The sequence below is a fragment of the Streptomyces sp. HUAS TT7 genome, assembly GCF_051550175.1.
Classification (GTDB): domain Bacteria; phylum Actinomycetota; class Actinomycetes; order Streptomycetales; family Streptomycetaceae; genus Streptomyces.
Genome location: NZ_CP196175.1, coordinates 3,628,517 through 3,652,841, shown reverse-complemented (window position 1 = coordinate 3,652,841; position 24,325 = coordinate 3,628,517). Strand labels below are relative to the sequence as shown.

Here is a 24,325-nt window from a genome sequence, read left to right as displayed (position 1 = left end):
GGGACGAGTTGGCGAACTCAGGAGGTGGGCTTCCGGCCGTCGTTCGCCGCCCCGGCGGAGGCGGCCACGGTGTACGTCACGACGACGAGGGCCCGGCCAGTTGCCAGAGCGCGTACGCGATCGCGTCGCTGTTGTGGTCCAGCGCGGTGTCGTCGATGTTGGTGCTCGTGTCGCAGGAGGCGTGGTAGCAGGCGTCGAACTCCTTGCCCGCCGAGCCGCCCCACTTCTGGGCCTGGGCCGCCGTCTTGGTGTAGTCGGCGCCCGAGAAGAGGCCGCCCACGGGGATGCCCGCGTTCTTGAACGGGGCGTGGTCGGAGCGGCCGTCGCCCTCCGTCTCGATCTCGGTCGGTATGGAGAGGGTGGCGAAGTAGTCCTTGAAGACCTTCTCCAGGGCGGGATCGTCGTCGTAGACGAAGTAGCCCGGGTTCGGCGAGCCGATCATGTCGAAGTTCAGATACCCGGAGATCTTCGAACGGTCACCGGTGGCAAGCGAGTTGACGTAGCTCCGGGACCCGGCCATGCCCAGCTCCTCGGCGCCCCACCAGGCGAACCGCAGGTGCTTGTCGGGCTTGAGCTGGGCCCTGGAGACAGCCAGCGCGGTCTCCAGGATGCCGGCCGAACCGGATCCGTTGTCGTTGATGCCGGGGCCCTCGGTGACCGAGTCGAGGTGTGCGCCCGCCATGACGGTCCGGGAGGTGTCGCCGCCCGGCCAGTCGGCGATCAGGTTGTAGCCGGTGGCGCCGGAGGAGCTGAACTGCTGGACGGAGGTGGTGAATCCGGCCGCGTCCAGCTTGCCCTTCACGTAGTCGAGCGAGGCCTTGTAGCCGGAGTGGCCGTGGGCGCGGTTGCCGCCGTTGGCGTTGGCTATCTGCTGGAGCTGGGCGAGGTGCGCCTTGACGTTGGCAACGGGTATGTCGGGCGCCGAGACCGCAGTGGGTGCGGGGGCTGCCGGTGCGGCCGGGGCCGCGTGGACGGTCGGCGCGAGCAGACCGACGGCGAGGGCGGCGGTGGCGAGCGCCGCGCCCGCGACCGGGGTGCGCCGGGAGTGGGAGCTGTGCATGGGGGGCTCCGTGTTCCGTGTGTGGGGGGATGGGACGGAAACGTGAGCCCGATGGTCAAGGAGGGGTACAGGAGGCGTCAAGAACGTAAATCGGCCAGGGGTGTTCGAATTCCGGACACGGAGGGGGTCGAAGGGGGTCGAAGAGGCCCCACTTGGGCCCACCTTGGATCCAACCAGCGTCAAATGGAGGGCAGTTGGGGACGGAGGTTGGAAGCTGAGTCCTGGTGGCTCCGGCAGGTCCTAGTGGACGCAGAATTCATTGCCCTCGGGGTCCGTCATCACCATGAACTCCCCTCCGGCTTCCTTCACTTGGCGCAGCACGCTCGCACCGAGCCCGGTCAGGCGGCCGACCTCGGCCTCCCGGGTGCCGGGAGCCGAGTGGACGTCGATGTGCAGCCGGTTCTTCACCGTCTTCGGCTCGGGCACGCGCTGGAACAGGATGCGTCGGCCGAGCCCCGTGCCGCTCTCGGGGTCGTAGGAATCGTCCGGGTGCCGGACGGCGACCAGATCGCGAAAGGCGATCCGGCCGCCGTGTTCCAGGATGATCTCGGGGCCGATCGCGCCGGCCGAGCGCAGCCGGTTGATCAGCACGCTGTTGTCCTCGACCGTGTAGCCGAGCGCGGCGGCCCAGAAGTCGGCCTGGGCGTGCGGGTCGGCGGCGTCGACGACGAGTTTCCAGTGCAGGGTCATGTGTTCGTTTATAGCCGGGCCGCGGCGTCCCGTCCCGATGTGCGGGCGCCGTGGCCGGGCGGGATCCGGGTCAGCTCACTGCCGCTCCGGCGCGGAGCTCCAACTCGTCTCCCATGAAGGAGGACCGGAAGCGGCGGTCGTGCGAGACCACGACGATCGCGCCCGAGTAGTCGGCGAGGGCCTGCTCCACCTCCTCGACCAGCGCGAGCGACACGTGGTTCGTCGGCTCGTCCAGTACGAGGAGGTCGGCGGGGCGGGTCACCAGGCGGGCCAGTTCGAGCCGGCGCCGCTGCCCGACGGAGAGCGCGGCGACCGGCACGGCCAGGTCCTCCTCCCGGAACAGGCCGAGCGCGAGGAGCTCGTCGGCGTACTCCTCGGGGAGACCGGGCCGCCCTGAGGCGTAAGCACCGAGGAGGGGCAGGCGGGTCGGGGCATTGCTCAACTCCTGTGCCAGATAACCGATATGACGGCTCGTCCGGCGCACCTCGCCCTCCTCGGGGACGAGGTCACCGGCGAGGATGCGGAGCAGGGTGGTCTTGCCCGCGCCGTTGGGTCCGGAGACGAGGAGGCGGCGGCCGGGTTTGACGGTCAGGCCGGGTACGTCGAGGCGGCGGCCGACCTTCACCCCGGTCAGCTCGACGAGCGGGCCGTCGGGGGTGGCCGCCGCCGTGGTGAGACGGGCGTTGAAACGCAGGGGCGGCGGCGGGGTCGCGACCGGCTCGCGCTCCAACTGGTCCAGGCGCGTCCTGGCCGACCTGACCTGCGCGGACAGCTTGGCCTCCGAGGAACGGCGGTGCTTGCCGAAGCCTTGGCGGGGGTCCTTGCCGCTGGCGGCGAGCCGCTGCCCGGCGGCGTCGACCAGCTCCCGGGTACGGGCCAGTTCCTCGCGCCACTCCTGGTGCGCCAGCTCCCGGCGGCGCCGCGCGGCGGCCCGGGCCGTACGGTATCCGGCCCAGCCGTCGCCGTACCGGACGACCGTACGCAGGTCCCGGTCCACCTCCAGGATCGTCGTCGAGACGCGTTCGAGGAAGGCGCGGTCGTGGGTGACGACCACCAAGGTGCCCCGGTGGGCGCGGAGTTGCTCCGCGAGCCAGTCGGTGGCCTGGCGGTCCAGGTGGTTCGTCGGCTCGTCGAGCAGCAGCAGTTCGGGGGCGGCGGCCAGGACGCAGGCCAGCGCCAGGCGGGACTGCTCCCCGCCGGAGAGCGAGCCGAGTGCGCGGTCGCGGGTCACGTGGGCGAGGCCGAGGGCGTGCAGGGCGGCGTCGGTACGGGCTTCCGCGCGGTAGCCGTCGCGTTCTTCGTACGCGGTCAACAGGTCGCCGTAGGCGGCGAGTTCGGCGTCCGTCGCGTCGGTCAGGGTGGACTCGGCCGCCCTGATGGCTGCTTCGAGGGTACGCAGTTCTTTCAGCGCGAGGTCGACGGCGTCCTGGACGGTGCGGTCCGGGGCGAGGTCCAGGGTCTGGGCGAGGTGGGCCGTGCCGCCGGGGAAGACGGCGGTGACCTCGCCGGAGTCCGGTCGCTCGGCTCCGGCGAGCAGCCGCAGCAGGGTCGACTTGCCGGAGCCGTTCTCGCCGATGACGGCGGTTTTCTCGCCGGGGCGGATGGTGAGCGAGATGTCTTCCAGCACTGGGCGGTCTCCGTATGCCTTGGAGACGGCGGTGAGGGTGAGCTGGGAGGGGTTGTTTCGGGCGCGGGTGCGCATGGTTGTTCCCTGGGGGTACTCGGGGCTTCTTCCTGGCGGAGGGCAGCGCGGGGTCGCGGCGCGGCGGGGCTTTTCTTTGCACCCCTGCGGGCCGCTTGGGCGCGGTGCGGGTCAGCGGAAGAAGTAGTACGAGTACATGGGGTTCACCGTAGCGGGGGTGGTCCGCTGGGTCCCCTGATTTTCTGGGGGCGCGCAGGGGGCGTTCTCCCACCCACCCACCCGCCCGTGACGGGGGTTGGATGGCCCGGGCTTCTGGGGCTCCGCCCCAGCCCCCGGGGAGTTTGCCCACCCACCCGCCCGTGGAGGGGGTCGGACGGCCCGGCTTCTGGGGCTGCGCCAGCCCCCCCCTTGCGGGGGCTCCGCCCCCTGCACCCCTTTTCGGGGCTCCGCCCCGGACCCCTTTCGCGCCTCAAGGGCGCTCGTCCTCAATCTCCCCCAAGGCCTCAAGGGCCAGGGGGACCCCCACAACAGGCTGGAGTGGGGCTGACGTCCACGATCGCCTGGCAGCTGGGGCCGCCTGCGCAGGCGGCCGCCAAGCGTGGGACGAGTGGGGATACCTGCACCATCCCCTGCCAAGGGCGCGGGGCTGTGACATGGTGCGGCTCCGCCGCGTGAGCGTAATCAGCCACGCATGGTCCGCAGTCGATGGAGGTGTCGGGGACCTCCCGCCCGGCGGGTATGCCCGCACACGTACCGCCAGGGGCGCGGGGAACTGCGCGACCGGCCACCGGCCGCCCGCGGTCCACCCACCATGCCGTCCGCGAAGGGGCCCCATCAGGCCAACCAACCCAACCTCTCCGGCGTTTGAGGAGGCGGGGCTCGGGGCGGAGCCCCGAGGGGGCAGGGGTTACGGGAGGGGGTGGCCCACCGTTGCGTCCACGTGGGGCGGGATCTCGTCATGACGGTCGCCCACCGTCAGCGTCCCCGTCGGCTCGAAGAGCAGAATCGACGCCCCCGCCTCCGACGACGGCTTGTGCTCCGTGCCGCGGGGCACCACGAACACCGCCCCCTGCGGCAGCACCACCTCCCGCTCCTCACCCCCGTCCCGCAGCGCGATCGTCAGCTCGCCCTCCACCACCAGGAAAAACTCGTCCGTGTCATCGTGCGCATGCCACACATGCTCGCCCGCCACCTTCGCGACGCGGACGTCGTAGTCGTTCACCCGGGCGACGATCCGAGGGCTCCACAGCGCCTCGAACGCAGAGAACGCGGCCGAAAGAACAACAGGCTCGACAGTCATGCCTTGATCAGTCATGCCCTCATCGTCGCCGTGGCGCCTTCGCCCCGCGAGTGCTAGGAATCGCGCATGCCGCAACGATCCTCGCAGCACCCCGCCGAAGGCTCCCCGCACCGTGTCGTCGTGATCGTCGACGAAGGGTCCAACCCCTTCGAACTCGGCGTTGCCACCGAGCTGTTCGGGCTGCGGCGGCCCGAGCTCGGCCTGCCCGCCCACGGCTGGTACGACTTCACACTCGCCGCGGCCTCGCCCACCGTACGGATGCACAACGGCCTGTTCACGCTGTCCGGGATCGCCGACCTCCGCGCGGCCGACTCCGCCGACACCCTCATCGTGCCCAACCGGCCCGACCCGCTGACCACCCCCACCCCGGCCGTCCTCGACGCCGTGCGGAGTGCGGCAGACCGGGGTGCGCGACTGGTCAGTTTCTGTACGGGCGCCTTCACCCTGGCCGCCGCCGGGGTGCTCGACGGGCGCCGGGCCACCACCCACTGGCGCTGGGCAGGGGACTTCGCCGAGCGCTACCCCGACGTTCGGCTGCAGCCCGATGTGCTGTTCGTGCACGACGGGGACATTCACACCGCCGCCGGCAGCGCGGCCTCGCTCGATCTCGGGCTGCAGCTCATCCGAGCCGATCACGGCGCCGAGATCGCCAACGCCGTGAGCCGGCGGCTCGTCTTCGCGGCCCACCGGGACGGCGGGCAGCGCCAGTTCGTGGAGCGGCCCGTCCCCGCCGTGCCCGGCACCTCGCTGGGCGGCGTGCTCGCCTGGGCGCAGGAACGCCTCGATCAGCCGCTCGGCGTCGCCGATCTCGCGCACCGCGCCTCGGTCAGCCCGGCCACCCTGCACCGCAGGTTCCAGGAGCAGCTCGGCACCACACCGCTGGCCTGGCTCACCTCGGAACGGGTGGCCCTCGCCTGCCGCCTCATCGAACGCGGTGAGCCCGGTCTCGACCGGGTGGCCCGGCTCAGCGGGCTCGGCACGACCGCCAACCTCCGCGCCCGGCTCCGCCGCGAGACGGGGCTCAGCCCCTCCGCGTACCGGCGCCGGTTCGGCGTCCAGGGCCCAACCCCCTAAGACCCCTGCGCCTCCGGCGTCCTCGGCTCCCGCTGGGCCGGCGGGATCAGCCCGTGCGCCCTCGGCGTCCCCGGCACACTCGCGATCGCCGAGGCCAGCGCCTTGCGGGTGGCGCGGGCCGCGCGCAGGGCGTCCCACGTCAGGATCGTCAGAGCCAGCCACACCAGTGCGAAGCCCGCCCAGCGCTCCGGCGGCATCGCCTCGTGGAAGTACACGATGCCGAGCAGGAACTGGAAGACCGGGGCCAGGTACTGGAGGAGGCCGAGGGTCGACAGCGGCACCCGGATCGCCGCGCCGCCGAAGCAGATCAGCGGGAGGGCGGTCACCACCCCCGTCGCGGCGAGCAGCGCCGCATGACCGACTCCCTCGGTCCCGAACGTGGCCCGGCCCTGGCCGCCCAGCCACAGCAGGTAGGCGAGCGCGGGCAGGAACTGCACGGCGGTCTCGGCGGCCAGCGATTCCAGGCCGCCGAGGTTCACCTTCTTCTTGACCAGGCCGTACGTCGCGAACGTGAACGCCAGCGTCAGCGAGATCCACGGCGGCCGCCCGTAGCCCACCGTCAGGACGGCCACGGCCCCGGCCCCGATCCCGACCGCGATCCACTGGGCCCGCCGCAGCCGCTCCTTCAGGATCAGCACGCCCATCGCGATGGTGACGAGCGGGTTGATGAAGTAGCCGAGCGACGCCTCCACCACGTGGCCGGAGTTGACCGACCAGATGTAGACGCCCCAGTTGACCGTGATCACGACGGCGGCCACGGCTATCAGGCCGAGCCTGCGCGGCTGGCGCACCAGCTCGCCGATCCACGCCCAGCGCCGCATCACGAGCAGCACCACGACGACGAGCGCCAGGGACCACACCATGCGGTGGGCCAGGATCTCGATGGCGTCGGCGGGCTTGAGGAGCGGCCAGAACAGGGGGACGAGCCCCCACATTCCGTACGCGCCGATCCCGTAGAGCAGTCCGGTCCGCTGTTGTCCCGCCGACTCCTTGGCCACTGGCCCTCCCTGCGCGCGCTCGATCCCACAGAAGGAGATCCCACCGAAGGCAGAAGGTAGCGCCGAAGGAGCCGTGGTGTCATGTCCGTTCCGCGATACGGTCCTGACGTTCCTTGTTACGCGGTGACGGCTTCGCGGACCGTGACCGCCAGCGGCGTCGTCGGGCGGCCGATCAGGCGGGTCAGGTCGCCCGAGGTGCCCGCCAGGCGGCCCCGCTCGATGGCGCGGTCGACGTCGACCAGGATCTCCGCGAAGCCGGCCGGCACGCCCGCGCCGGTCAGGACGGCGAGGTGGGCCTCGGGGGTGACGGAGGTGTACGCGACCGGCTTGCCGGAGGCGGCCGCGACCTCGGCCGCGTACTCGGCCAGCGACCACGCCACGTCGCCGCTCAGCTCGTACGCCTTGCCCAGGTGGCCCTCGCCGGTCAGCACCGCGGCCGCGGCCGCCGCGTAGTCCGCGCGGGCCGCCGAGGCGATGCGGCCCTCGCCCGCGTTGGAGACCACCGCGCCGTGCTCCAGGACCGGGGCGAGGTTGGCCGTGTAGTTCTCGGTGTACCAGCCGTTGCGCAGGAACGTGTACGGCAGCCCCGAGTCGAGGATCAGCTGCTCGGTGGTCTTGTGCTCGTCGGCGAGCGCGAAGTCGGCGTCGGGGCCGCCGAGGATGCCGGTGTAGGCGAGCTGGGCCACGCCCGCGGCCTTGGCGGCCTCGATCACCGCGGCGTGCTGCGGCACCCGCCGGCCGACCTCGCTGCCCGAGATGAGCAGCACCCGGTCGCCGGCCCGGAAGGCTCCGGCCAGGGTGGCGGGCTCGCTGTAGTCGGCCATGCGCAGCTCCACGCCCCGCGCCACCAGGTCGGCGGCCTTCTCCTTGTTGCGTACGACGGCGGCGATCCCGCTCGCCGGGACCCGCGCGAGCAGCTCGTCGACGACGAGGCGGCCCAGTGCTCCGGTGGCTCCAGTGACGACGATGCTCATGGGAAAGCTCCTAAAAGAGGGAGGTGAGGGGGTATGTCCTTGCTTCGGTCTCCACCCTACGGATTGCGCTAACCTTCCGTAAGTACCCACTTTGAAGTAAGGTACTGGTATGGGAGTAAGTGAGAGGGAGGCCCGGGCCGAGCGTGAGGCCATGTGTCCGCACCGGCTCGTCCTGGAACACGTCACCAGCCGGTGGGGCGTCCTCGTCCTGGACGCGCTGCTCGACCGCTCGTACCGCTTCAGTGAGCTGCGGCGCGAGATCGGCAGGGTGAACAAGGTCAGCGAGAAGATGCTCGCCCAGACCCTGCAGACGCTGGAGCGCGACGGGTTCGTGCACCGGGACGCCAAGCCGGTGATCCCGCCCCGCGTCGACTACTCGATCACTCCGCTCGGCCGCGAGGCCGCCGAGCAGGTGCGGGCGCTGGCCCGCTGGACCGACGTACGGATGGGCGACGTGGAGCGGGCGCGGGCCGCCTATGACGCGGCGCGCGAGTCAACTTCCTTGTAGATCAGTCGGGTTGAGGCTCGCGGCCCGCCGCCAGGGAGCGCAGGGCGCGCGACACGTCGAAGGGCAGGATCGTCACCGCCACCGACGGCAGATGTTCCAGGGCCTTCGCCATCTCCTCGGCCGTGCCCCGGTGCAGCAGCTTGCCCAGCGCGTTGGTGTAGAGGCGCCGGGGGACAAGGACGGTCAGCGAGGTCGCGCCGTCCTGGGTGGTGCGGCCGGCCAGTTCCACCATGGCGTGCCGCAGCCGCCGGTCGGGGCACTCGACCAGCTCCAGCGGCACCGAGGTCGCGGCCGTCGCCTCCCAGGACGCCGCGAGCCTGCGCGCGTGCGCCTCGTCGATCGCGAAGTGGATGGCCCTGATCTCGTCGGGCCGCACCTCGTGCGCGTACCGCAGGGCCTTGATGGTCGCCAGGTCCAGCGTCTCGACCAGGACGAACACCAAGTGCCGCCTGGCGTGCGGCCGGTCGGCGCCGGGCGCCTGGATGGTGGTGAGCACCTCGGCCTCGCGCCGGTACTCGCGGTTGATCCGGGTCAGCGCCCACACCCCGAGCGGGAACACCACGACCACCAGCCAGGCGCCCTCGGTGAACTTGGTGACGGCGAAGATCAGGACGACCGCCGCCGAGACCACGGCCGCAAGGGCGTTGATGCCGATCTTCAGTCGCCGGTGCCGCTCGCGGCGTCGCCAGTGGTACGCGGTGAGCCCGGCCCCGGCCATCGTGAAGGCCGTGAACACCCCGATCGCGTACAGCGCCACCAGCTTGTCCACGCTCGCGCGCGTCACAAGCAGCAGGGCCATCGCCACGACGGTGAGCGCGATGATCCCGTTGGAGAAGGCAAGGCGATGGCCCCGGCGGGTCAACTGCCGTGGCAGGAACCGGTCTTCGGCCACGAAGCTGGCCAGGAACGGGAAGCCCGTGAAGGGGGTGTTGGCGCCCGTGTAGAGGACCAGTGCCGTCGCCAGCTGGACGAACACCAGGCCCGCCGTCCCCAACACCGAGCCGCCGAAGGCGAAATGGGCCTCCTGCGCGATCACGGTCGGGGTGCCGTCGCGGTACGGGACCGCGTGCGTGAAGTGGGCGAGCGTCGAGACGCCGAGGACCAGGATGCCCAGGACGCAGCTCATCGTGATGAGGGTGCGCCGCGCGTTGCGGCCCTGCGGTTCGCGGAACGCCGAGATGCCGTTGGAGATCGCCTCCAGGCCGGTCAGCGAGGAGCCGCCGTTGGCGAACGCGCGCAGCACGATGAACAGCGAGGCCCCGTACAGCCAGCCGTTCCCCGGGGTGCCGACCGGGATCACGCCCGCCGCGTGCAGATCGGCCCGGGGCAGCCCGCCGGTCAGGCCGCGTACGGCGGAGACCGCGAGCACCAGAGCGACGGCCGCCATGAACAGATACGCGGGCAGCGCGAAGAGCCGCCCCGCCTCGCGCACCCCGCGCAGATTTCCGTACGCGAGGAAGAGGATCACCCCGGCGGAGATGGGGAGTTGGAGGTGGTCCATGGCCGTCGGGCCGCCGCCGGCGAGGTGTGCGAGGGAGACGATCGCGTTGGTGCCGGCCGAGACCTGGACGGCGACGGTCACGATGTAGTCGACGAGCAGCGCGACCGCGGCGATCTGCGCGATCGTCGGGCCGAAGTTCTCGCGGGCCACGACGTAGGAGCCGCCGGCCCGGGTGTAGATCATGACGACGTCGCTGTAGCAGAGCGTCAGCAGGAGCAGGACCAGCAGGATCGCGCCGGTCACCGGCATGAGCAGGGAGAACGCGGCGGCCCCCGCCACCGGGACCAGGACCCGGAGCATCTCCTCGGAGCCGTACGCGGACGAGCTGATGCAGTCCGAGGCGAGCACGCCGAGCGCCGTGCGGTTGTTCAGCTTCTCCTCGCTGACCCGCTCGGTGGTGAGGGGCTTGCCGAGCAGGCGTCGCTTGACGCGGTACGCGAGACGGTCCATCCCCCTATGAGAACGGGTGCCCGGCCCGGGGTCCATGCAGACTCCCCGGCCGGGCACCCGTTCTCATGCCGCTGGTTCAGCCGACGACGGTCCAGGTGTCCTTGCCTGCGAGCAGGGTGGCCAGGTCGCCCTTGCCGTTCTGTTCGATGGCGGTGTCGAGCTGGTCGGACATCAGGGTGTCGTAGACCGGGCGGTCGACGGAGCGGAACACACCGATGGGGGTGTGGTGCAGGGTGTCCGGGTCGGCGAGGCGCGACAGGGCGAACGCCGTGGTCGGCGAGGAGCTGTGCGCGTCGTGGACCAGGATGTCGGCCTCGTTGTCCGGGGTGACCGGGACGACCTTGAGGTCGCCGGTCGCCGGGTCGCGGACGACGCCCTTGGACCGGTCGGCGCCGAAGCGGATCGGAGCGCCGTGTTCGAGGCGGATGACGGCCTCTTCGGCCTGGTCCTTGTCTTTGAGGACCTCGAACGCGCCGTCGTTGAAGATGTTGCAGTTCTGGTAGATCTCCACCAGCGCGGTGCCCGGGTGCTCGGCCGCCTGGCGCAGGACCTCGGTGAGGTGCTTGCGGTCGGAGTCGACGGTACGGGCCACGAACGAGGCCTCGGCGCCGATCGCGAGGGAGACCGGGTTGAACGGGGCGTCCAGGGAGCCCATCGGCGTCGACTTGGTGATCTTGCCGAGCTCGCTGGTGGGGGAGTACTGGCCCTTGGTCAGACCGTAGATCCGGTTGTTGAACAGAAGGATCTTGAGGTTGACGTTGCGGCGCAGCGCGTGGATGAGGTGGTTGCCGCCGATGGACAGGGCGTCGCCGTCACCGGTGACCACCCACACGCTCAAGTCCCGCCGCGAGGAGGCGAGTCCGGTGGCGATCGCCGGGGCGCGGCCGTGGATGGAGTGCATCCCGTAGGTGTTCATGTAGTACGGGAAGCGGGAGGAGCAGCCGATGCCGGAGACGAAGACGATGTTCTCCTTGGCCAGGCCGAGCTCGGGCATGAAGCCCTGCACGGCGGCCAGGATCGCGTAGTCGCCGCAGCCCGGGCACCAGCGCACTTCCTGGTCGGACTTGAAGTCCTTCATGGACTGCTTGCCCTCGGCCTTGGGGACCAGCTGCAGGAGCTCGTTCGCGTTAGGCATGGATGGCCTCCTTGAGAGCGGTGGCGAGCTGCTCGGCCTTGAACGGCATGCCGTTGACCTGGTTGTAGGAGTGGGCGTCCACCAGGTACTTGGCGCGGATCAGGGTGGCGAGCTGGCCGAGGTTCATCTCCGGCACGACGACCTTGTCGTAGCTCTTCAGGACCTCGCCGAGGTTCTTCGGGAACGGGTTGATGTGGCGCAGGTGGGCCTGGGCGATGGGCTCGCCCAGGGCGCGCAGCCTGCGTACGGCGGCGGTGATGGGGCCGTAGGTGGAGCCCCAGCCGAGCACCAGGGTGCGGGCGCCGTCCGGGTCGTCCACGTCCAGGTCGGGGACCTGGATGCCGTCGATCTTGGCCTGGCGGATGCGGACCATGAAGTCGTGGTTGGCCGGGTCGTAGGAGATGTTGCCCGTGCCGTCCTGCTTCTCGATGCCGCCGATACGGTGCTCAAGACCCGGCGTGCCGGGCACCGCCCAGGGGCGGGCCAGGGTCTGCGGGTCGCGCTTGTACGGCCAGAAGACCTCGGTGCCGTCGGCCAGCGTGTGGTTGGGCCCCGTCGCGAACTGGACGCGCAGGTCCGGGAGTTCGTCGATCTCGGGAACCCGCCACGGCTCGGAGCCGTTGGCCAGATAGCCGTCCGAGAGCAGGAAGACCGGGGTGCGGTAGGCCAGCGCGATGCGCGCCGCGTCCATGGCCGCGTCGAAGCAGTCCGCCGGGGTCCTCGGCGCGACCACCGGTACCGGCGCCTCGCCGTTGCGGCCGTACATCGCCTGCAGCAGGTCGGCCTGCTCGGTCTTGGTCGGCAGGCCCGTGGAGGGGCCGCCGCGCTGGATGTCCACGATCAGGAGCGGCAGCTCCAGCGACACCGCCAGACCGATCGCCTCCGACTTCAGCGCCACGCCCGGACCCGAGGTCGTCGTCACGGCGAGCGAGCCGCCGAACGCCGCGCCAAGGGCCGCGCCGATCCCGGCGATCTCGTCCTCCGCCTGGAAGGTGCGCACGCCGAAGTTCTTGTGCCGCGACAGCTCGTGCAGGATGTCCGAGGCCGGCGTGATCGGGTACGAGCCCAGGTAGAGCGGCAGGTCCGCCTGGCGGGACGCGGCGATCAGCCCGTAGGACAGCGCCAGGTTCCCCGAGATGTTGCGGTACGTACCGGCCGGGAAGGCCTTGGTGGCCGGCGCGACCTCGTAGGAGACCGCGAAGTCCTCGGTGGTCTCGCCGAAGTTCCAGCCCGCGCGGAAGGCCGCGACGTTCGCCTCGGCGATGGCCGGCTTCTTCGCGAACTTGGTCCGCAGGAACTTCTCCGTGCCCTCGGTGGGCCGGTGGTACATCCACGACAGCAGGCCGAGCGCGAACATGTTCTTGCTGCGCTCCGCCTCCTTGCGGGAGAGACCGAAGTCCTTGAGGGCCTCGATCGTCAGCGTCGTCAGCGGCACCGGGTGCACGTTGTACGCCGACAGCGAGCCGTCCTCCAGAGGAGAGGTGTCGTAGCCGACCTTGGCCATCGCGCGCTTGGCGAACTCGTCCGTGTTCACGATGATCTCGGCGCCGCGCGGCACGTCCGCCAGGTTGGCCTTCAGGGCCGCAGGGTTCATCGCCACCAGCACGTTCGGCGCGTCGCCCGGGGTGAGGATGTCGTGGTCGGCGAAGTGCAGCTGGAAGCTCGACACACCCGGCAGCGTTCCGGCAGGCGCCCTGATCTCGGCGGGGAAGTTCGGCAGCGTCGACAAGTCGTTGCCGAACGAAGCCGTCTCCGACGTGAACCGGTCCCCGGTGAGCTGCATGCCGTCGCCCGAGTCGCCCGCGAAACGGATGATCACGCGGTCGAGGCGCCGGATTTCCTTCTCGCCGGTGGGCCTGCGCTGCTCCCCGACGACGGCCTCTTCGGCTCCGTCGGCCTGCTCGGCTGGGCTACTGACCTGGCTGGTCACTGAACTGGACCTCCCTCGGGCGGGCTGCTCGGGCGCATCCGGCCGACCGGTAGCGCCAAGGCCCACCCTACGTCGGTAAGGGTCGCCTTCCCTGGACCGCTCATATGTTGGACGCTCTTTTGAGACGCCTTACTGCCCTGAATTGCCACGATTTACTCGCCCCCCGGCCCCTTCTGCTAAGACGCCCAGCAATCCTTCTTCGGTTCTAGGTCTCACCGTGTCGGGAGCCCCGCGAGCGGTGACTCAATCCGGCCCGGTGACCGACTTTCGGCCCTGTCGGCTGGGTCCCGCTCGATCCTCGACAGGGTGGCAGCTCGTCATGAATTGATGTAGGTCAACACCGCCAGTACGCGCCGGTGATCCCCGTCACTCGGCGAGAGCCCCAGCTTCAGGAAGATGTTGCTGACGTGCTTCTCGACCGCGCCGTCGCTCACGACCAGCTGCTTGGCGATCGCGGAATTCGTCCGTCCCTCGGCCATTAGTCCTAGGACCTCCCGCTCGCGCGGGGTGAGGCCCGCCAGCACGTCCTGCTTGCGGCTGCGGCCGAGCAGCTGCGCCACGACTTCCGGGTCGAGCGCGGTGCCGCCCTGGGCGACCCGTACGACGGCCTCGACGAACTCCCTGACCTCGGCGACCCGGTCCTTCAGCAGATAGCCGACGCCCCGGCTCGACCCGGCGAGCAGCTCGGTCGCGTACTGCTCCTCGACGTACTGGCTGAGCACGAGCACCCCGATCCCCGGGTACAGCTTGCGCAGCAGCACCGCCGCGCGCACGCCCTCGTCGGTGTGGGTGGGCGGCATCCGCACATCCGCTACGACGACATCGGGCAGCGCGCCCTGGTCGGCGAACTCTCCCACGGTCTTGACCAGCGCATCCCCGTCGCCGACACCCGCGACGACGTCATGCCCCCGGTCGGTCAGCAGGCGGGTCAGGCCCTCCCGAAGCAGTACCGAATCCTCGGCGATGACCACCCGCACCCTGTCCTCCACGACTCTGCAGCCCCCCGGGCTCTGTTGGCTCCCCAGGCGCGTGCCGCCGGGGCGCGCGCCCCACAGCTCTGTGCAAGCCATGGCGTTGTGCCCATCCAGCATCCCAGCATCCGGGCAAGAATCGGCCTCCGCCAGGCAAAAACCCCCCGACCCTGTGTTTGAGGGCCGGGAGGTGCGGGCTGGGGCGCTAGCGAGTGTCGGGGGCTACGCGCGCCACGGGAGCTCCGCGGTGATCGTCGTGGGGCCGCCGCGCGGGGAGTCGACGACCAGGATTCCGTCCACCGCGTCGAGCCGCTCGGCGAGGCCCGCGAGGCCCGAGCCGGCGGTGGCGTCCGCGCCGCCGCGCCCGTTGTCGCCGACCTGGAGCATCAGCCGGTCGCCGGCCCGCCACACGTCGACGGAGGCCCGGCTCGCGCCGCTGTGCTTGCTGACGTTCTGGAGCAGCTCGGAGACCGTGTAGTACGCGATGCCCTCGATCGCAGGGACCGGCCGGGCCGGCAGGTCCACCTCGACCTGCACGGGCACGGTGCAGCGGGAGGCGACGGAGGAGAGGGCGGCGTCGAGGCCGCGGTCGGTGAGGACGGCCGGGTGGATGCCGCGGGCCAGGTCGCGCAGCTCCTGGAGGGCGACCTTCACCTCGCCGTGCGCCTCGTCGACCATCTTCGCGGCCGCCTTCGGGTCCTCGGTCAGCTTCTCCTTGGCGAGGCCCAGGTCCATGGCGAGGGCCACGAGGCGGGCCTGCGCACCGTCGTGCAGATCCCGCTCGATGCGCCGCAGGTCGGCGGCCGAGGTGTCGACGACGACCCCGCGGTCCGACTCCAGCTCGGTGACCCGCTCCTCAAGCCGCGAGGGGCCGAGCAGGCCGATGACCATCACCCGGTCCACCGTGGCGAACCCGCGGATCAGCCACGGCACGGCCAGCGTGATGAGCAGCCCGACCAGCGAGGTCAGGGCGATCCTGCCGGGCGTGTCCAGGTAGACGTTGTGGTGGTCGTCCCCGTAGAGCTGGAGGCCGGCCTGGCCCGCGTACATCGGGAACACCCACTGCCACACCGGGTACGTGAAGAGCGCCCAGCCGGTCAGCCAGATCGGCAGGGTGGTGCAGAAGGAGAAGAGAGCCCAGGGGAAGTGGAGGACCGAGTACAGCAGGTGACGCCAGGAGACGCCGCTCTTGAGCACCCCGCCGATCCACGACATGAGGCCGCCGCGCGAGCGGACCGGCTGCGGCTCGGCGATCTCGACCCCGAGCAGCAGCCGCGCCCGGGCCCGCTCCATCGCACCGAACGCGCGGCAGCCCAGCAGGGCCACGGCCATGAGCGGGATGCCGATGAAGGTGACCAGGAGTCCGGCGCTGACCGACACCGTGGTGACGGCCCAGCCGAACAGCACGACGCTGATCGGCATGCTCAGCAGCAGGTAGCCGAACTCGCGGAAGGTCCGCGCCTCGAACGGCGCGCGCAGCGCCGGCGGAAGGAGGTGCCGCCGCGGCTCGGGGGACCGCGTCACGCCGTACCCGTACTCCGTGTCCATGGTCATCGGTCCCGTCCGTCCATTCCCTGTGGTGCGCGGCCGCGCCGCCCCTCTTACCCACCAGCTTCGTCGTCGGGGCAGGCCCGGACCATGCAGCCGGTCACCCTCTTCGGCCGGGGGTTTTCCCTACCCCCGGCCCGCCCGTCAGTCCTGGGGACCCCGGTCGCGCCAGGGCAGTTCGGCCGTGACGACGGTCGGCCCGCCGACGGGCGATTCGAGGACGAGCAGCCCGTCCACCGCGCCGAGCCGCTCGGCGAGCCCCGCCATGCCGCTGCCGCCGTCCAGGCGCGCGCCGCCCACCCCGTCGTCCTCGACCTGGATGAGCAGCCGGTCGCCGGCCCGCCACACCTCGGCCGATGCGCCGCGCGCCCGGCTGTGCTTGCTGACGTTCTGGAGCAGCTCGGAGACGGTGAAGTACGCGATGCCCTCGATGGCGGGGGCGGGCCGCGCGGGCAGGTCGACGGCGACCTTGACCGGCACGGTGCAGCGGGAGGCGACGGAGGAGAGGGCGGCGTCGAGGCCGCGGTCGGTGAGGACGGCCGGGTGGATGCCGCGGGCCAGGTCGCGCAGCTCCTGGAGGGCCAGCTTCACCTCGCCGTGCGCCTCGTCGACCATGGCGGCGGCTGCCTCCGGGTCTTCGAGGACCTTCTCCTTGGCGAGGCCGAGGCCCATGGCGAGGGCCACGAGGCGGGCCTGGGCTCCGTCGTGCAGATCGCGCTCGATCCGGCGCAGATCGGCCGCGGCCGTGTCGACGACCACGCCCCGGTCGGACTCCAGCTCGGCGATCCGCCGCTCCAGCTCGTCCGAGGGCGAGAGCAGCGCACGCGCCATCATCCGGTCGACGTTGCCCAGCCCCCGCGCGATGAACCCGAGCACCGGCCACGCCACGAAGAGCGAGACCAGCGTGACCGTGAAGGTCAGGATCCCCCAGGGCAGCCGCACGAACTCGTACAGCACATTGCGCCAGGCCACCGGGTCCTTCAGGCTCGTCCACAGCCAGGAGAAGAAGCCGCCGTGCTTGCTCGGGCTCGCCGGGATCGGCGTCGGCTCCTCGATCCGCACCCCGAGCAGGGCGCGCGCCCGGGCCCGCTCCACCTTGCCGATCTGGCGCACCCCGAGCAGGCCCGCCGCGAGCAGCGGAAGACCGATCACGGTGATCGACAGACCGAGGCCGAGCACGACCATCACGACGACGTAGACCCAGCCGATCAGCGCCATCGGCAGATTGGCGAGGAGATGGACGATCTCCTTCCAGGTGTGCCGGTCGTAGGCGAACCCCACCGCGGGCGGGGCAGCGCTCTCGTCGCGGCCGGCGTGCTGTGCTGGGTACCGCTGCTGGTCGCGGAGGGTCCTGGTCATGCTGCCAAGACTGCCGGGCCGCGATCGGCGGCGCCATGGGGTGCCGCACCGTCTTGTACGGGGGAAAACCCCACCCTGGCGGCCCACCCCGTGAGACGCGCCTGCCAAGGGCCCCCTTAGGGGGTGTCCGATGGGCCATGGCCGGGGCCGCGACGCCTGGCACGGCACCTCGCCGCGTTGCCGAAACGCCCCGAGAGCTCCGCTATCGGGACGCTCCGGCGCCTTGCGATGCACCGCACCAGACGCCGCGACCTACCCGACCCTGACCCATCGGACACCCCCTAGCAGGGCCTAGACTCCCGTCCGTACACAGCGTCGAACAGGGCGCGACGAGATCATCGAGGCCAGGGAGCGAGGGGCGCGACGTGCCGGAACCGAGCGTGCGCCAGATGCCGGTGTTGGCTGCCGACTACTTCCAGAGCTATTCGGTCGTCGGCCTGCTCGCCGTGATCGGCGTGCTGTTCGTGGCCGTGGCCTTCGGGGCCGGGCGGCTGCTGCGGCCGGTCGTGCCGACGCCGGAGAAACTCCTCACGTACGAATGCGGAGTGGACCCCGTGGGCGAGGGCTGGGCCCACACCCAGGTCCGCTACTACGTCTACGCCTTCCTGTACGTGATCTTCGCCGTCGACTCGATCTTCCTCTTCCCCTGGGCGACCGTCTTCGCGGCCCCGGGCTACGGCGCGACCACCCTCGTCGAGATGTTCATCTTCCTCGGCTTCCTGGCCGTGGGACTGCTCTACGCATGGAAGAAGGGCGTCCTGGAATGGACGTGACGACTCCCGGACCCGAGTCGCAGCCCGTGCTGCTGCCCGAGCCGAAGAAGCTGGGTGTGCTCTCGCGCCTGGCCCCCGAGCCGATGAAGGTGGTCCTCAACTGGGGCCGCCGCTACAGCCTCTGGGTCTTCAACTTCGGCCTCGCCTGCTGCGCCATCGAGTTCATCGCGGCCTCCATGGCCCGCCACGACTTCATCCGGCTCGGCGTGATCCCCTTCGCACCGGGACCGCGCCAGGCCGACCTCATGATCGTCTCCGGCACGGTGACGGACAAGATGGCGCCCGCCGTGAAGCGCCTCTACGAGCAGATGCCCGAGCCCAAGTACGTCATCTCCTTCGGCGCCTGCTCCAACTGCGGCGGCCCGTACTGGGACTCGTACTCGGTGACCAAGGGCGTGGACCAGATCATCCCGGTCGACGTGTACGTGCCCGGCTGCCCGCCCCGGCCCGAGGCGCTCCTCCAGGGCATCCTCAAGCTTCAGGAGAAGATCGCCCGCGAGTCGCTCGGCGAGCGGTACGCGCACACGGCCACCCCGGCCCAGCTGACCAGCGGGCTCGTCGCCGCCCCGCCGACCCCCGGGGAGGGCCGGGCGTGAGCGCGTACGACAGCCTGCCCGACGGCGTCACCGAGATCTTCGGCGCCGAGGCCACGGCGGAGGAGGCGTACGGCCTGCTCACCGTCGACGTGCCCGCCGGCTCCTGGATCGCCGCCCTCGAAATCGCCCGCGACAAGCTGGGCTGCACCTACTTCGACTGGCTCAGCGCGGTCGACGAGCCGGGCACGGGCTTCCGGATCTGCGCGCACGTCGTCTCGCTCGGCGAGGGCCGGGTACGGCGCCTGCTCGTGCGCACGACCGTCCCGCACGCGGCCGCCGTGCTGCCCTCCGCCGTCGACATCTACGCGGGCGCGGCCTGGCACGAGCGCGAGACCCACGAGATGTTCGGCGTGGACTTCACGGACCACCCGCACCTGGTCCCGCTGCTCCTCCCCGAGAACTTCGAGGGCCACCCCCTGCGCAAGGACTTCGTGCTGGCGGCCCGGGTCGCGAAGGCCTGGCCCGGCGCGAAGGAGCCGGGCGAATCGGAGCACGGCGGCCCCAAGCGCCGCCAGATGCTCCCGCCGGGCGTCCCCGACCCGAACGAATGGGGCCCCCTGAAGGGCCAGCTCCCGCCGGCCCCGGCCCGCCCGGCCCGAACGCCGCGCGCGGCAGCCGGCGCCGGTGCGGCCGACCGCCCGGTCCGGCGCGCCAGAAGCGTGTCGGAGGGCTCGGCGTCACAGGCGGCAGCACCGGGTGCGACGACGCCGGGTGCGGCCGAGGCAGCCGGGACCCCGGGCACGGCTGAGGCAGCCGGGACTCCTGAGGCCACCGGCGCTCCGGAAGCCCCGGCCGTACGTCCGCGTCGCACGCGCAGCGCGAGCGAGGGCTCGGCGTCACAGGCGGCAGCACCGGGTGTGACGACGCCGGGTGCTGCCGAGGCAGCCGGGACCCCGGGCACGGCTGAGGCAGCCGGGAACGCCGACGCGGCCGAGGCAGCCGGGACCTCTGAGGCACCCGAGACCCCGGCCACCCCCGAGGTCACCGCCGCCCCGGAAGCCCCGGCCGTACGCCCCCGCCGTACCCGCAGCGCCGGCCAGGGCTCGGCATCGCAGCAGGCCGGGGACGGGGAGGGGCAGCCTGCCGCGCCGCCCCGGACCCGCAGCTCGGACGCCCCCTGGCACAACCCGAAACCCGCTTTCGACGAGGGGGAGCAGGAGTCGCGGCCCGCCCCGGCCCCCGGAACCGAAGCCCCCGAAGAGTCCGACCCCGCCGAGAACACCGATACCACCGACCCCGCCGGAGGCGACCCGCGTGAATGACGCACTCGACGTCGCCATCCGCCTGGTCGTCGTCTTCGTCGTGTTCCTGGTCCTCCCGCTCGTCATCGGGCAGACCGAGCACAAGGTGATGGCGCACATGCAGGGCCGGCTCGGCCCGATGTACGCGGGCGGCTTCCACGGCTGGGCCCAGCTCGTCGCGGACGGCGTGAAGTTCGCACAGAAGGAGGACGTCGTACCGGCCGCGGCCGACCGGCGCATCTTCCAGCTGGCCCCCGCCGTCGCCCTGCTGCCCTACCTCCTCGTACTCGTCGCGGTCCCGATCGGGCCGAGCGAGGGCGCGGTCGGCCAGGTCGTCGACGCGGGCATCTTCTTCGTGCTCGCCGTGATGGGCGTGGGCGTGCTCGGCTCGCTGATGGCGGGCTGGGCTTCGGCCAACAAGTTCTCCCTGCTCGGCGGATTGCGCACCGCCGCCCAGCTCCTCGCGTACGAGCTGCCGATGCTGCTCGCCGCCGCCTCCGTGGCGATGGCGGCCGGCACGGTCTCGCTGCCCGGCATCCTCAACGCCTTCCACTGGTGGTGGCTGCCCTGGCAGATCGTCGGCGCCCTGGTCTTCTTCATCGCCGGCCTCGCCGAACTCCAGCGCCCTCCCTTCGACATGCCCGTCGCCGACTCCGAGATCATCTTCGGCGCGTACACCGAGTACACGGGCCTGCGCTTCGCCCTGTTCCTGCTCGCCGAGTACGCCGGCATCGTCGTCCTGTGCGGCCTCACCACCGTCCTGTTCCTGGGCGGCTGGCACGGCCCGTTCGGCGCCGACGGGCTCGGCTGGGTCTGGACCCTGCTCAAGACGGCCGTCCTGGCCTTCGTCGTGATCTGGCTCCGGGTCAGCTACCCCCGCCTCCGCGAGGACCAGCTGCAGAAGCTCGCCTGGACCACGCTCATCCCGCTCGCGCTCGCCCAGATCGCGCTCACCGGCATCGTGAAGGTGGCGATCAGCTAATGGCTATCCCCGGTTCCGGCCTCGCCAAGGGCCTCGCCGTAACGCTCCGCACGATGACGAAGAAGACCGTCACCGCGCAGTACCCCGACGTCCAGCCCGAACTTCCGCCCCGCAGCCGGGGCGTGATCGGCCTGTTCGAGGAGAACTGCACGGTGTGCATGCTGTGCGCCCGAGAGTGCCCCGACTGGTGCATCTACATCGACTCCCACAAGGAGACGGTCCCGGCCGCGGTCGAGGGCGGCCGCGAACGCAGCCGCAACGTCCTCGACCGCTTCGCCATCGACTTCTCGCTCTGCATGTACTGCGGTATCTGCATCGAGGTGTGTCCTTTCGACGCGCTGTTCTGGTCCCCCGAGTTCGAGTACGCGGAGACGGACATCCACGAGCTCACCCACGAGCGCGACAAGCTGCGCGAGTGGATGTGGACGGTCCCGGCCCCGCCCGCGCTCGACCCCGGCGCCGAGGAGCCGAAGGAAGTCGCCGCCGCCCGCAAGGCCGCCGACAAACTGGCCGCCGCGCAGGCAGCCGAAGCCGCGGCGGCGGCCGAGGCCGGGCAGGCCGAGCAGACCGGGCAGGCCGAGCAGCCCGGCCCCGAGGGAGGGCAGGCATGAGCGGGATCCTCGCCCAGGCGGCCCTCACCGCGCCGCACGGCTTCCTGTCGCCGACCGGCGTGGAGATCGCCTTCGTCCTCGTCGGCATCGCCACCCTCGCCGCGGCCGTCATGACCGTCACCACCCAGCAGCTGGTGCACGCCGCCCTGTGGCTGGTCGTGGCGCTCGGCGGCCTGGCCGTCGAATACCTCCTGCTCACCGCCGAGTTCATCGCCTGGGTGCAGGTGCTCATCTACGTCGGTTCGGTCGTGGTGCTCCTCCTGTTCGGGCTGATGCTCACCAAGGCTCCCATCGGCCGCTCCCCGGACGCCGATTCGGGCAACCGCTGGGCGGCCCTGACGGTGGCCGTCGCCGCGGCCGGAACCCTGGTCTGGGTCGTCGTGGACGCCTTCCGCACGAGCTGGATCGACCTGGACGGCCCGGCCCAGGGCTCCACCAGGGTGTCCGGAGAGATCCTCTTCCGGCACTGGGTGCTGCCCTTCGAGGCGCTGTCCGTACTGCTCCTGGCCGCCCTGGTCGGCGCGATCGTGCTGTCCCGCAAGAGCGCCCCCGGTGACGCTCCCGGCGCCGACACCGCTGCCGCCCCCCGTGAGACGGAGTCGCGCTGATGCACCTCGCCTATCCCGCCGTGCTCGCCGTCCTCCTGTTCTGCACCGGTCTCTACGGTGTGCTCGCGCGGCGCAACGCGATCCTGGTCCTGATGTCCGTCGAGCTGATGCTCAACGCCGTCAACCTCAACCTCGTCGCCTTCGACGTGTGGCTGCGCGACACCCTCCACGCGGGCCAGGCGCTCACCCTGTTCACGATCGCCATCGCCGCCGCCGAGATCGGCATCGGCCTGGCCATCGTGCTCGCGGTGTACCGCAACCGCGGCACCGCCGACATCGACAAGCTCCGCGACACCGCCGAGGGCACCGACCCCGGCCCGGCGGACCCCGAAGACCCCGCCGCCCCGGCACAGAAGGCCGAGGCCGCCGCGTGACTACCACGACCCTCGCCGTCCTCGTCCCCCTCCTTCCGTTCCTGGGCGCCGCGGCCGGCCTGCTGCTCGGCCGCCGCGCCCCCGGCTTCGTCCGCCCGCTCGCGGTGCTCCCGACGTTCGCCGCGTTCGTCCTCGCCGTCGTCGTCGCCGTCGACCAGGGCGGCGGCAAGGCCATCGACGCGGCCACCCGGCTCACCCCGACCGGCTCCGTACCGATCGAACTCGCCCTCCATTTGGACGGGTTCGCGGTCCTCGTCGCCGTGCTGGTCGGCCTGGTCGCCACCTGCGTACAGCTCTACTCGACGGGCTATCTGCGCGACGACCCGCGCTACACCTCGTACGCCGCGCTCGTCTCCCTGTTCACCTCCGCGATGCTGCTCGTCGTCTACTCCGGCGACCTGATGGTGCTCCTGGTCGGCTGGGAGATCATGGGCATCTGCTCGTACTTCCTGGTCGGCCACTACTGGGAGACCCCCGAGGCGCGCGCCGCCTCGCTGAAGGCCTTCCTGGTCACCAAGCTCGGCGACGTCCCCTTCCTGATCGGTCTGTTCGCGCTCGCCACCGACGCCGGTACGTTCCGGATCACCGGCGTCGTCCAGGCCGCCCTGACCGGGGGCATCGGCCACCCCACCCTCATCGCGCTGCTGCTGCTCGCCGGTGTGGCCGGCAAGTCCGCCCAGTTCCCGCTGCACACCTGGCTGCCCGACGCGATGGCCGGCCCCACGCCGGTCTCCGCGCTGATCCACGCCGCGACGATGGTGGCCGCCGGTATCTACTTCGTGGCCCGGCTGCTGCCCGTCTTCGCCGCGTCGGCGGCCGCGATGACCGTGCTCGCCGTGATGGCCGCGGTCACCATGGTCGGTTCGGCGCTGGCCGCGCTCGCCCAGGACGACATCAAGCGCGTCCTCGCCTACTCGACCATCGGACAGCTCGGCTACATGTCGGGTGCCCTGGCCGTCGGCGACCGCGGGGCCGCCGTGTTCCACCTCCTGTCGCACGGCGCCTTCAAGGCGCTGCTCTTCCTCGCCGCGGGCGTGATCATCCACGCCGCCGGCACCAACTCGCTGACCGCCATGTCCCGCATGGGCGGCCTGGCCAAGCGAATCCCCGACGCGTACTGGACGATGACCGTCGCCCTGCTCGCGCTCGCCGCGATCCCTCCCTTCGCCGGCTTCTTCTCCAAGGAGTCCGTCCTGTCGGCCGCCGAGCACACCGCGCTCGGCGAGAGCCAGGTCGCCCCGTCCGGCGCCGGCTGGACCGTGCTGATCGCCGGACTGCTCACCGCCCTCCTCACCGCCGCGTACGCCACCCGCCTGTGGCTGCTGGCCTTCCGCGGCAGTGGAGCCGAAGCCCCCGACCACGGTCGTCAGCCGGTCGTCATGAACGCCGTGCTCTGGGTGCTCGCCATCCCCTCGATCGCCTTCGGTCTCACCACTGGCTACCTCGGCGACTGGTTCGACGGGCGCGCCCTCACCCCGGCCGTCACCACCTCCGTCCTGTCCACGGGCGTCGCCCTGGTCGGCGGTCTGGTCACCTACGCCGCCTGGCGCCACACCTCGGCGCTGGCCGCCCGCACCCCGATGGGAGCCGTCGCCGCCCACCCCGAGGGCGACGGCAGCCTGGTCGAGGAAGAAGCCATCGCGAGCCACACCCAGGTCTACGGCGATATCGCGTCCGCCCCGGATCCCGCCGACCCGGGCCGCCTGTTGCTCGGCCCGCTGCACCGCCACGCGGCCACCGGATTCCACCTGGACGCCGTCTACCACGCCCTGTTCGTCCGCTCCGTGCTGGCCGCGGCCGCCCTGGTCCGCTTCCTGGACCGCGAGGTCGTCGAGACGTACGTACGCGGTGCGAGCGCCGCGCCGCGCTGGCTCGGCTGGGCCGTCCGCCGTGCGCAGAACGGCAATGTGCAGAGCTACCTCAGCGCACTGCTGGCCGGCTCACTCGTCCTGGCGGCCGCCGTGGTCGTCCTTGCCAACGTCACCGCGGGGTCGTGAGCC

Annotated in this window: 22 protein-coding genes; 10 read left to right on the top strand and 12 right to left on the bottom strand. The window is 71.5% G+C overall.

The genetic code is table 11. The annotated features are described in order from the left end of the window. Window positions 1–76 precede the first annotated feature (76 nt). From ACSHXC_RS16380 to ACSHXC_RS16365, 4 genes are all read right to left on the bottom strand, one after another. Window positions 77–1,060: a M28 family metallopeptidase gene (locus ACSHXC_RS16380; RefSeq protein WP_438292308.1), complete on the bottom strand. Its 984-nt coding sequence runs from the start codon at window positions 1,058–1,060 to the stop codon at window positions 77–79. A gap of 240 nt (window positions 1,061–1,300) precedes the next feature. Next, window positions 1,301–1,750, bottom strand: coding sequence for a VOC family protein (locus tag ACSHXC_RS16375; RefSeq protein ID WP_438292307.1), 450 nt, complete (start codon window positions 1,748–1,750; stop codon window positions 1,301–1,303). Window positions 1,751–1,820: 70 nt separating this feature from the next. Beyond that, the gene (abc-f, locus tag ACSHXC_RS16370) at window positions 1,821–3,452 is read right to left on the bottom strand and encodes a ribosomal protection-like ABC-F family protein (RefSeq protein WP_438292306.1); all 1,632 of its coding nucleotides are present in this window, start codon (window positions 3,450–3,452) and stop codon (window positions 1,821–1,823) included. Between the two features lie 847 nt (window positions 3,453–4,299). Next, entirely contained in the window at window positions 4,300–4,692 is a 393-nt protein-coding gene (locus ACSHXC_RS16365) for a cupin domain-containing protein (RefSeq protein WP_438296618.1), read from the bottom strand. 66 nt (window positions 4,693–4,758) lie between these two features. Between ACSHXC_RS16365 and ACSHXC_RS16360 the strand changes: the two genes are divergently transcribed. Further along, complete coding sequence (locus ACSHXC_RS16360) at window positions 4,759–5,766, top strand: helix-turn-helix domain-containing protein (RefSeq protein ID WP_438292305.1); 1,008 nt, start codon at window positions 4,759–4,761, stop codon at window positions 5,764–5,766. On the opposite strand, the gene rarD is transcribed toward ACSHXC_RS16360, so the two are convergent. Both rarD and ACSHXC_RS16350 read right to left on the bottom strand, forming a co-directional pair. Further along, entirely contained in the window at window positions 5,763–6,764 is a 1,002-nt protein-coding gene (gene rarD / locus ACSHXC_RS16355; RefSeq protein ID WP_438292304.1) for an EamA family transporter RarD, read from the bottom strand. The two genes, ACSHXC_RS16360 and rarD, sit on opposite strands and share 4 nt — an antisense overlap. 116 nt (window positions 6,765–6,880) lie before the next feature. Next, window positions 6,881–7,738: an NAD(P)H-binding protein gene (locus tag ACSHXC_RS16350; RefSeq protein WP_438292302.1), complete on the bottom strand. Its 858-nt coding sequence runs from the start codon at window positions 7,736–7,738 to the stop codon at window positions 6,881–6,883. A 109-nt stretch (window positions 7,739–7,847) separates the two neighbouring features. Here ACSHXC_RS16350 and ACSHXC_RS16345 point away from each other — a divergent pair, with 109 nt between their 5' ends. After that, a complete protein-coding gene (locus ACSHXC_RS16345; RefSeq protein ID WP_438292301.1) occupies window positions 7,848–8,246 on the top strand; it encodes a winged helix-turn-helix transcriptional regulator in 399 nt (132 codons plus the stop codon). A 1-nt stretch (window position 8,247) separates the two neighbouring features. On the opposite strand, the gene ACSHXC_RS16340 is transcribed toward ACSHXC_RS16345, so the two are convergent. The 6 genes from ACSHXC_RS16340 to ACSHXC_RS16315 all read right to left on the bottom strand — a co-directional run bounded on the left by ACSHXC_RS16340 (window position 8,248) and on the right by ACSHXC_RS16315 (window position 17,140). Beyond that, entirely contained in the window at window positions 8,248–10,197 is a 1,950-nt protein-coding gene (locus tag ACSHXC_RS16340; protein WP_438292300.1) for an APC family permease, read from the bottom strand. Between the two features lie 76 nt (window positions 10,198–10,273). Further along, window positions 10,274–11,332 (bottom strand): 2-oxoacid:ferredoxin oxidoreductase subunit beta, encoded by a 1,059-nt coding sequence (locus tag ACSHXC_RS16335; RefSeq protein ID WP_438292299.1) that lies wholly within the window; start codon window positions 11,330–11,332, stop codon window positions 10,274–10,276. Then, on the bottom strand, window positions 11,325–13,262 hold the full coding sequence (locus tag ACSHXC_RS16330; protein WP_438292298.1) for a 2-oxoacid:acceptor oxidoreductase subunit alpha: 1,938 nt from the start codon (window positions 13,260–13,262) through the stop codon (window positions 11,325–11,327). Before ACSHXC_RS16330 ends, ACSHXC_RS16335 begins: the two co-directional genes overlap by 8 nt. 317 nt (window positions 13,263–13,579) lie before the next feature. Further along, a complete protein-coding gene (locus ACSHXC_RS16325; RefSeq protein WP_053724079.1) occupies window positions 13,580–14,239 on the bottom strand; it encodes a response regulator transcription factor in 660 nt (219 codons plus the stop codon). 216 nt (window positions 14,240–14,455) lie between these two features. After that, window positions 14,456–15,781, bottom strand: a complete 1,326-nt coding sequence (locus ACSHXC_RS16320; RefSeq protein ID WP_438296616.1) for a sensor histidine kinase — start codon at window positions 15,779–15,781, stop codon at window positions 14,456–14,458. A 144-nt stretch (window positions 15,782–15,925) separates the two neighbouring features. Further along, window positions 15,926–17,140 carry a sensor histidine kinase gene (locus tag ACSHXC_RS16315; RefSeq protein ID WP_438292297.1) on the bottom strand — a complete coding sequence of 405 codons (1,215 nt, stop codon included), beginning with the start codon at window positions 17,138–17,140 and terminating at the stop codon, window positions 15,926–15,928. Between the two features lie 389 nt (window positions 17,141–17,529). On the opposite strand from ACSHXC_RS16315, the gene ACSHXC_RS16310 reads away from it, so the two are divergent. Genes ACSHXC_RS16310 through ACSHXC_RS16275 form a run of 8 tightly spaced genes read left to right on the top strand, consistent with a single transcriptional unit; the run spans window position 17,530 to window position 24,322 of the window. Beyond that, on the top strand, window positions 17,530–17,913 hold the full coding sequence (locus tag ACSHXC_RS16310; RefSeq protein WP_438296614.1) for an NADH-quinone oxidoreductase subunit A: 384 nt from the start codon (window positions 17,530–17,532) through the stop codon (window positions 17,911–17,913). Further along, window positions 17,904–18,509, top strand: a complete 606-nt coding sequence (locus ACSHXC_RS16305; RefSeq protein WP_438292296.1) for an NADH-quinone oxidoreductase subunit B — start codon at window positions 17,904–17,906, stop codon at window positions 18,507–18,509. Before ACSHXC_RS16310 ends, ACSHXC_RS16305 begins: the two co-directional genes overlap by 10 nt. Continuing rightward, a complete protein-coding gene (locus ACSHXC_RS16300) occupies window positions 18,506–19,771 on the top strand; it encodes an NADH-quinone oxidoreductase subunit C (RefSeq protein ID WP_438292295.1) in 1,266 nt (421 codons plus the stop codon). Before ACSHXC_RS16305 ends, ACSHXC_RS16300 begins: the two co-directional genes overlap by 4 nt. Next, window positions 19,764–20,732 (top strand): complex I subunit 1/NuoH family protein, encoded by a 969-nt coding sequence (locus ACSHXC_RS16295; RefSeq protein WP_386002239.1) that lies wholly within the window; start codon window positions 19,764–19,766, stop codon window positions 20,730–20,732. Before ACSHXC_RS16300 ends, ACSHXC_RS16295 begins: the two co-directional genes overlap by 8 nt. Beyond that, entirely contained in the window at window positions 20,732–21,343 is a 612-nt protein-coding gene (locus tag ACSHXC_RS16290) for a NuoI/complex I 23 kDa subunit family protein (RefSeq protein ID WP_438292294.1), read from the top strand. The genes ACSHXC_RS16295 and ACSHXC_RS16290 overlap by 1 nt, the downstream gene beginning before the upstream one ends. Continuing rightward, window positions 21,340–21,951 carry an NADH-quinone oxidoreductase subunit J family protein gene (locus ACSHXC_RS16285; RefSeq protein ID WP_438292292.1) on the top strand — a complete coding sequence of 204 codons (612 nt, stop codon included), beginning with the start codon at window positions 21,340–21,342 and terminating at the stop codon, window positions 21,949–21,951. Before ACSHXC_RS16290 ends, ACSHXC_RS16285 begins: the two co-directional genes overlap by 4 nt. Beyond that, window positions 21,951–22,325: an NADH-quinone oxidoreductase subunit NuoK gene (nuoK, locus tag ACSHXC_RS16280; RefSeq protein WP_438292291.1), complete on the top strand. Its 375-nt coding sequence runs from the start codon at window positions 21,951–21,953 to the stop codon at window positions 22,323–22,325. Before ACSHXC_RS16285 ends, nuoK begins: the two co-directional genes overlap by 1 nt. Next, a complete protein-coding gene (locus ACSHXC_RS16275; RefSeq protein WP_438292290.1) occupies window positions 22,322–24,322 on the top strand; it encodes an NADH-quinone oxidoreductase subunit 5 family protein in 2,001 nt (666 codons plus the stop codon). Before nuoK ends, ACSHXC_RS16275 begins: the two co-directional genes overlap by 4 nt. Window positions 24,323–24,325 lie beyond the last annotated feature (3 nt).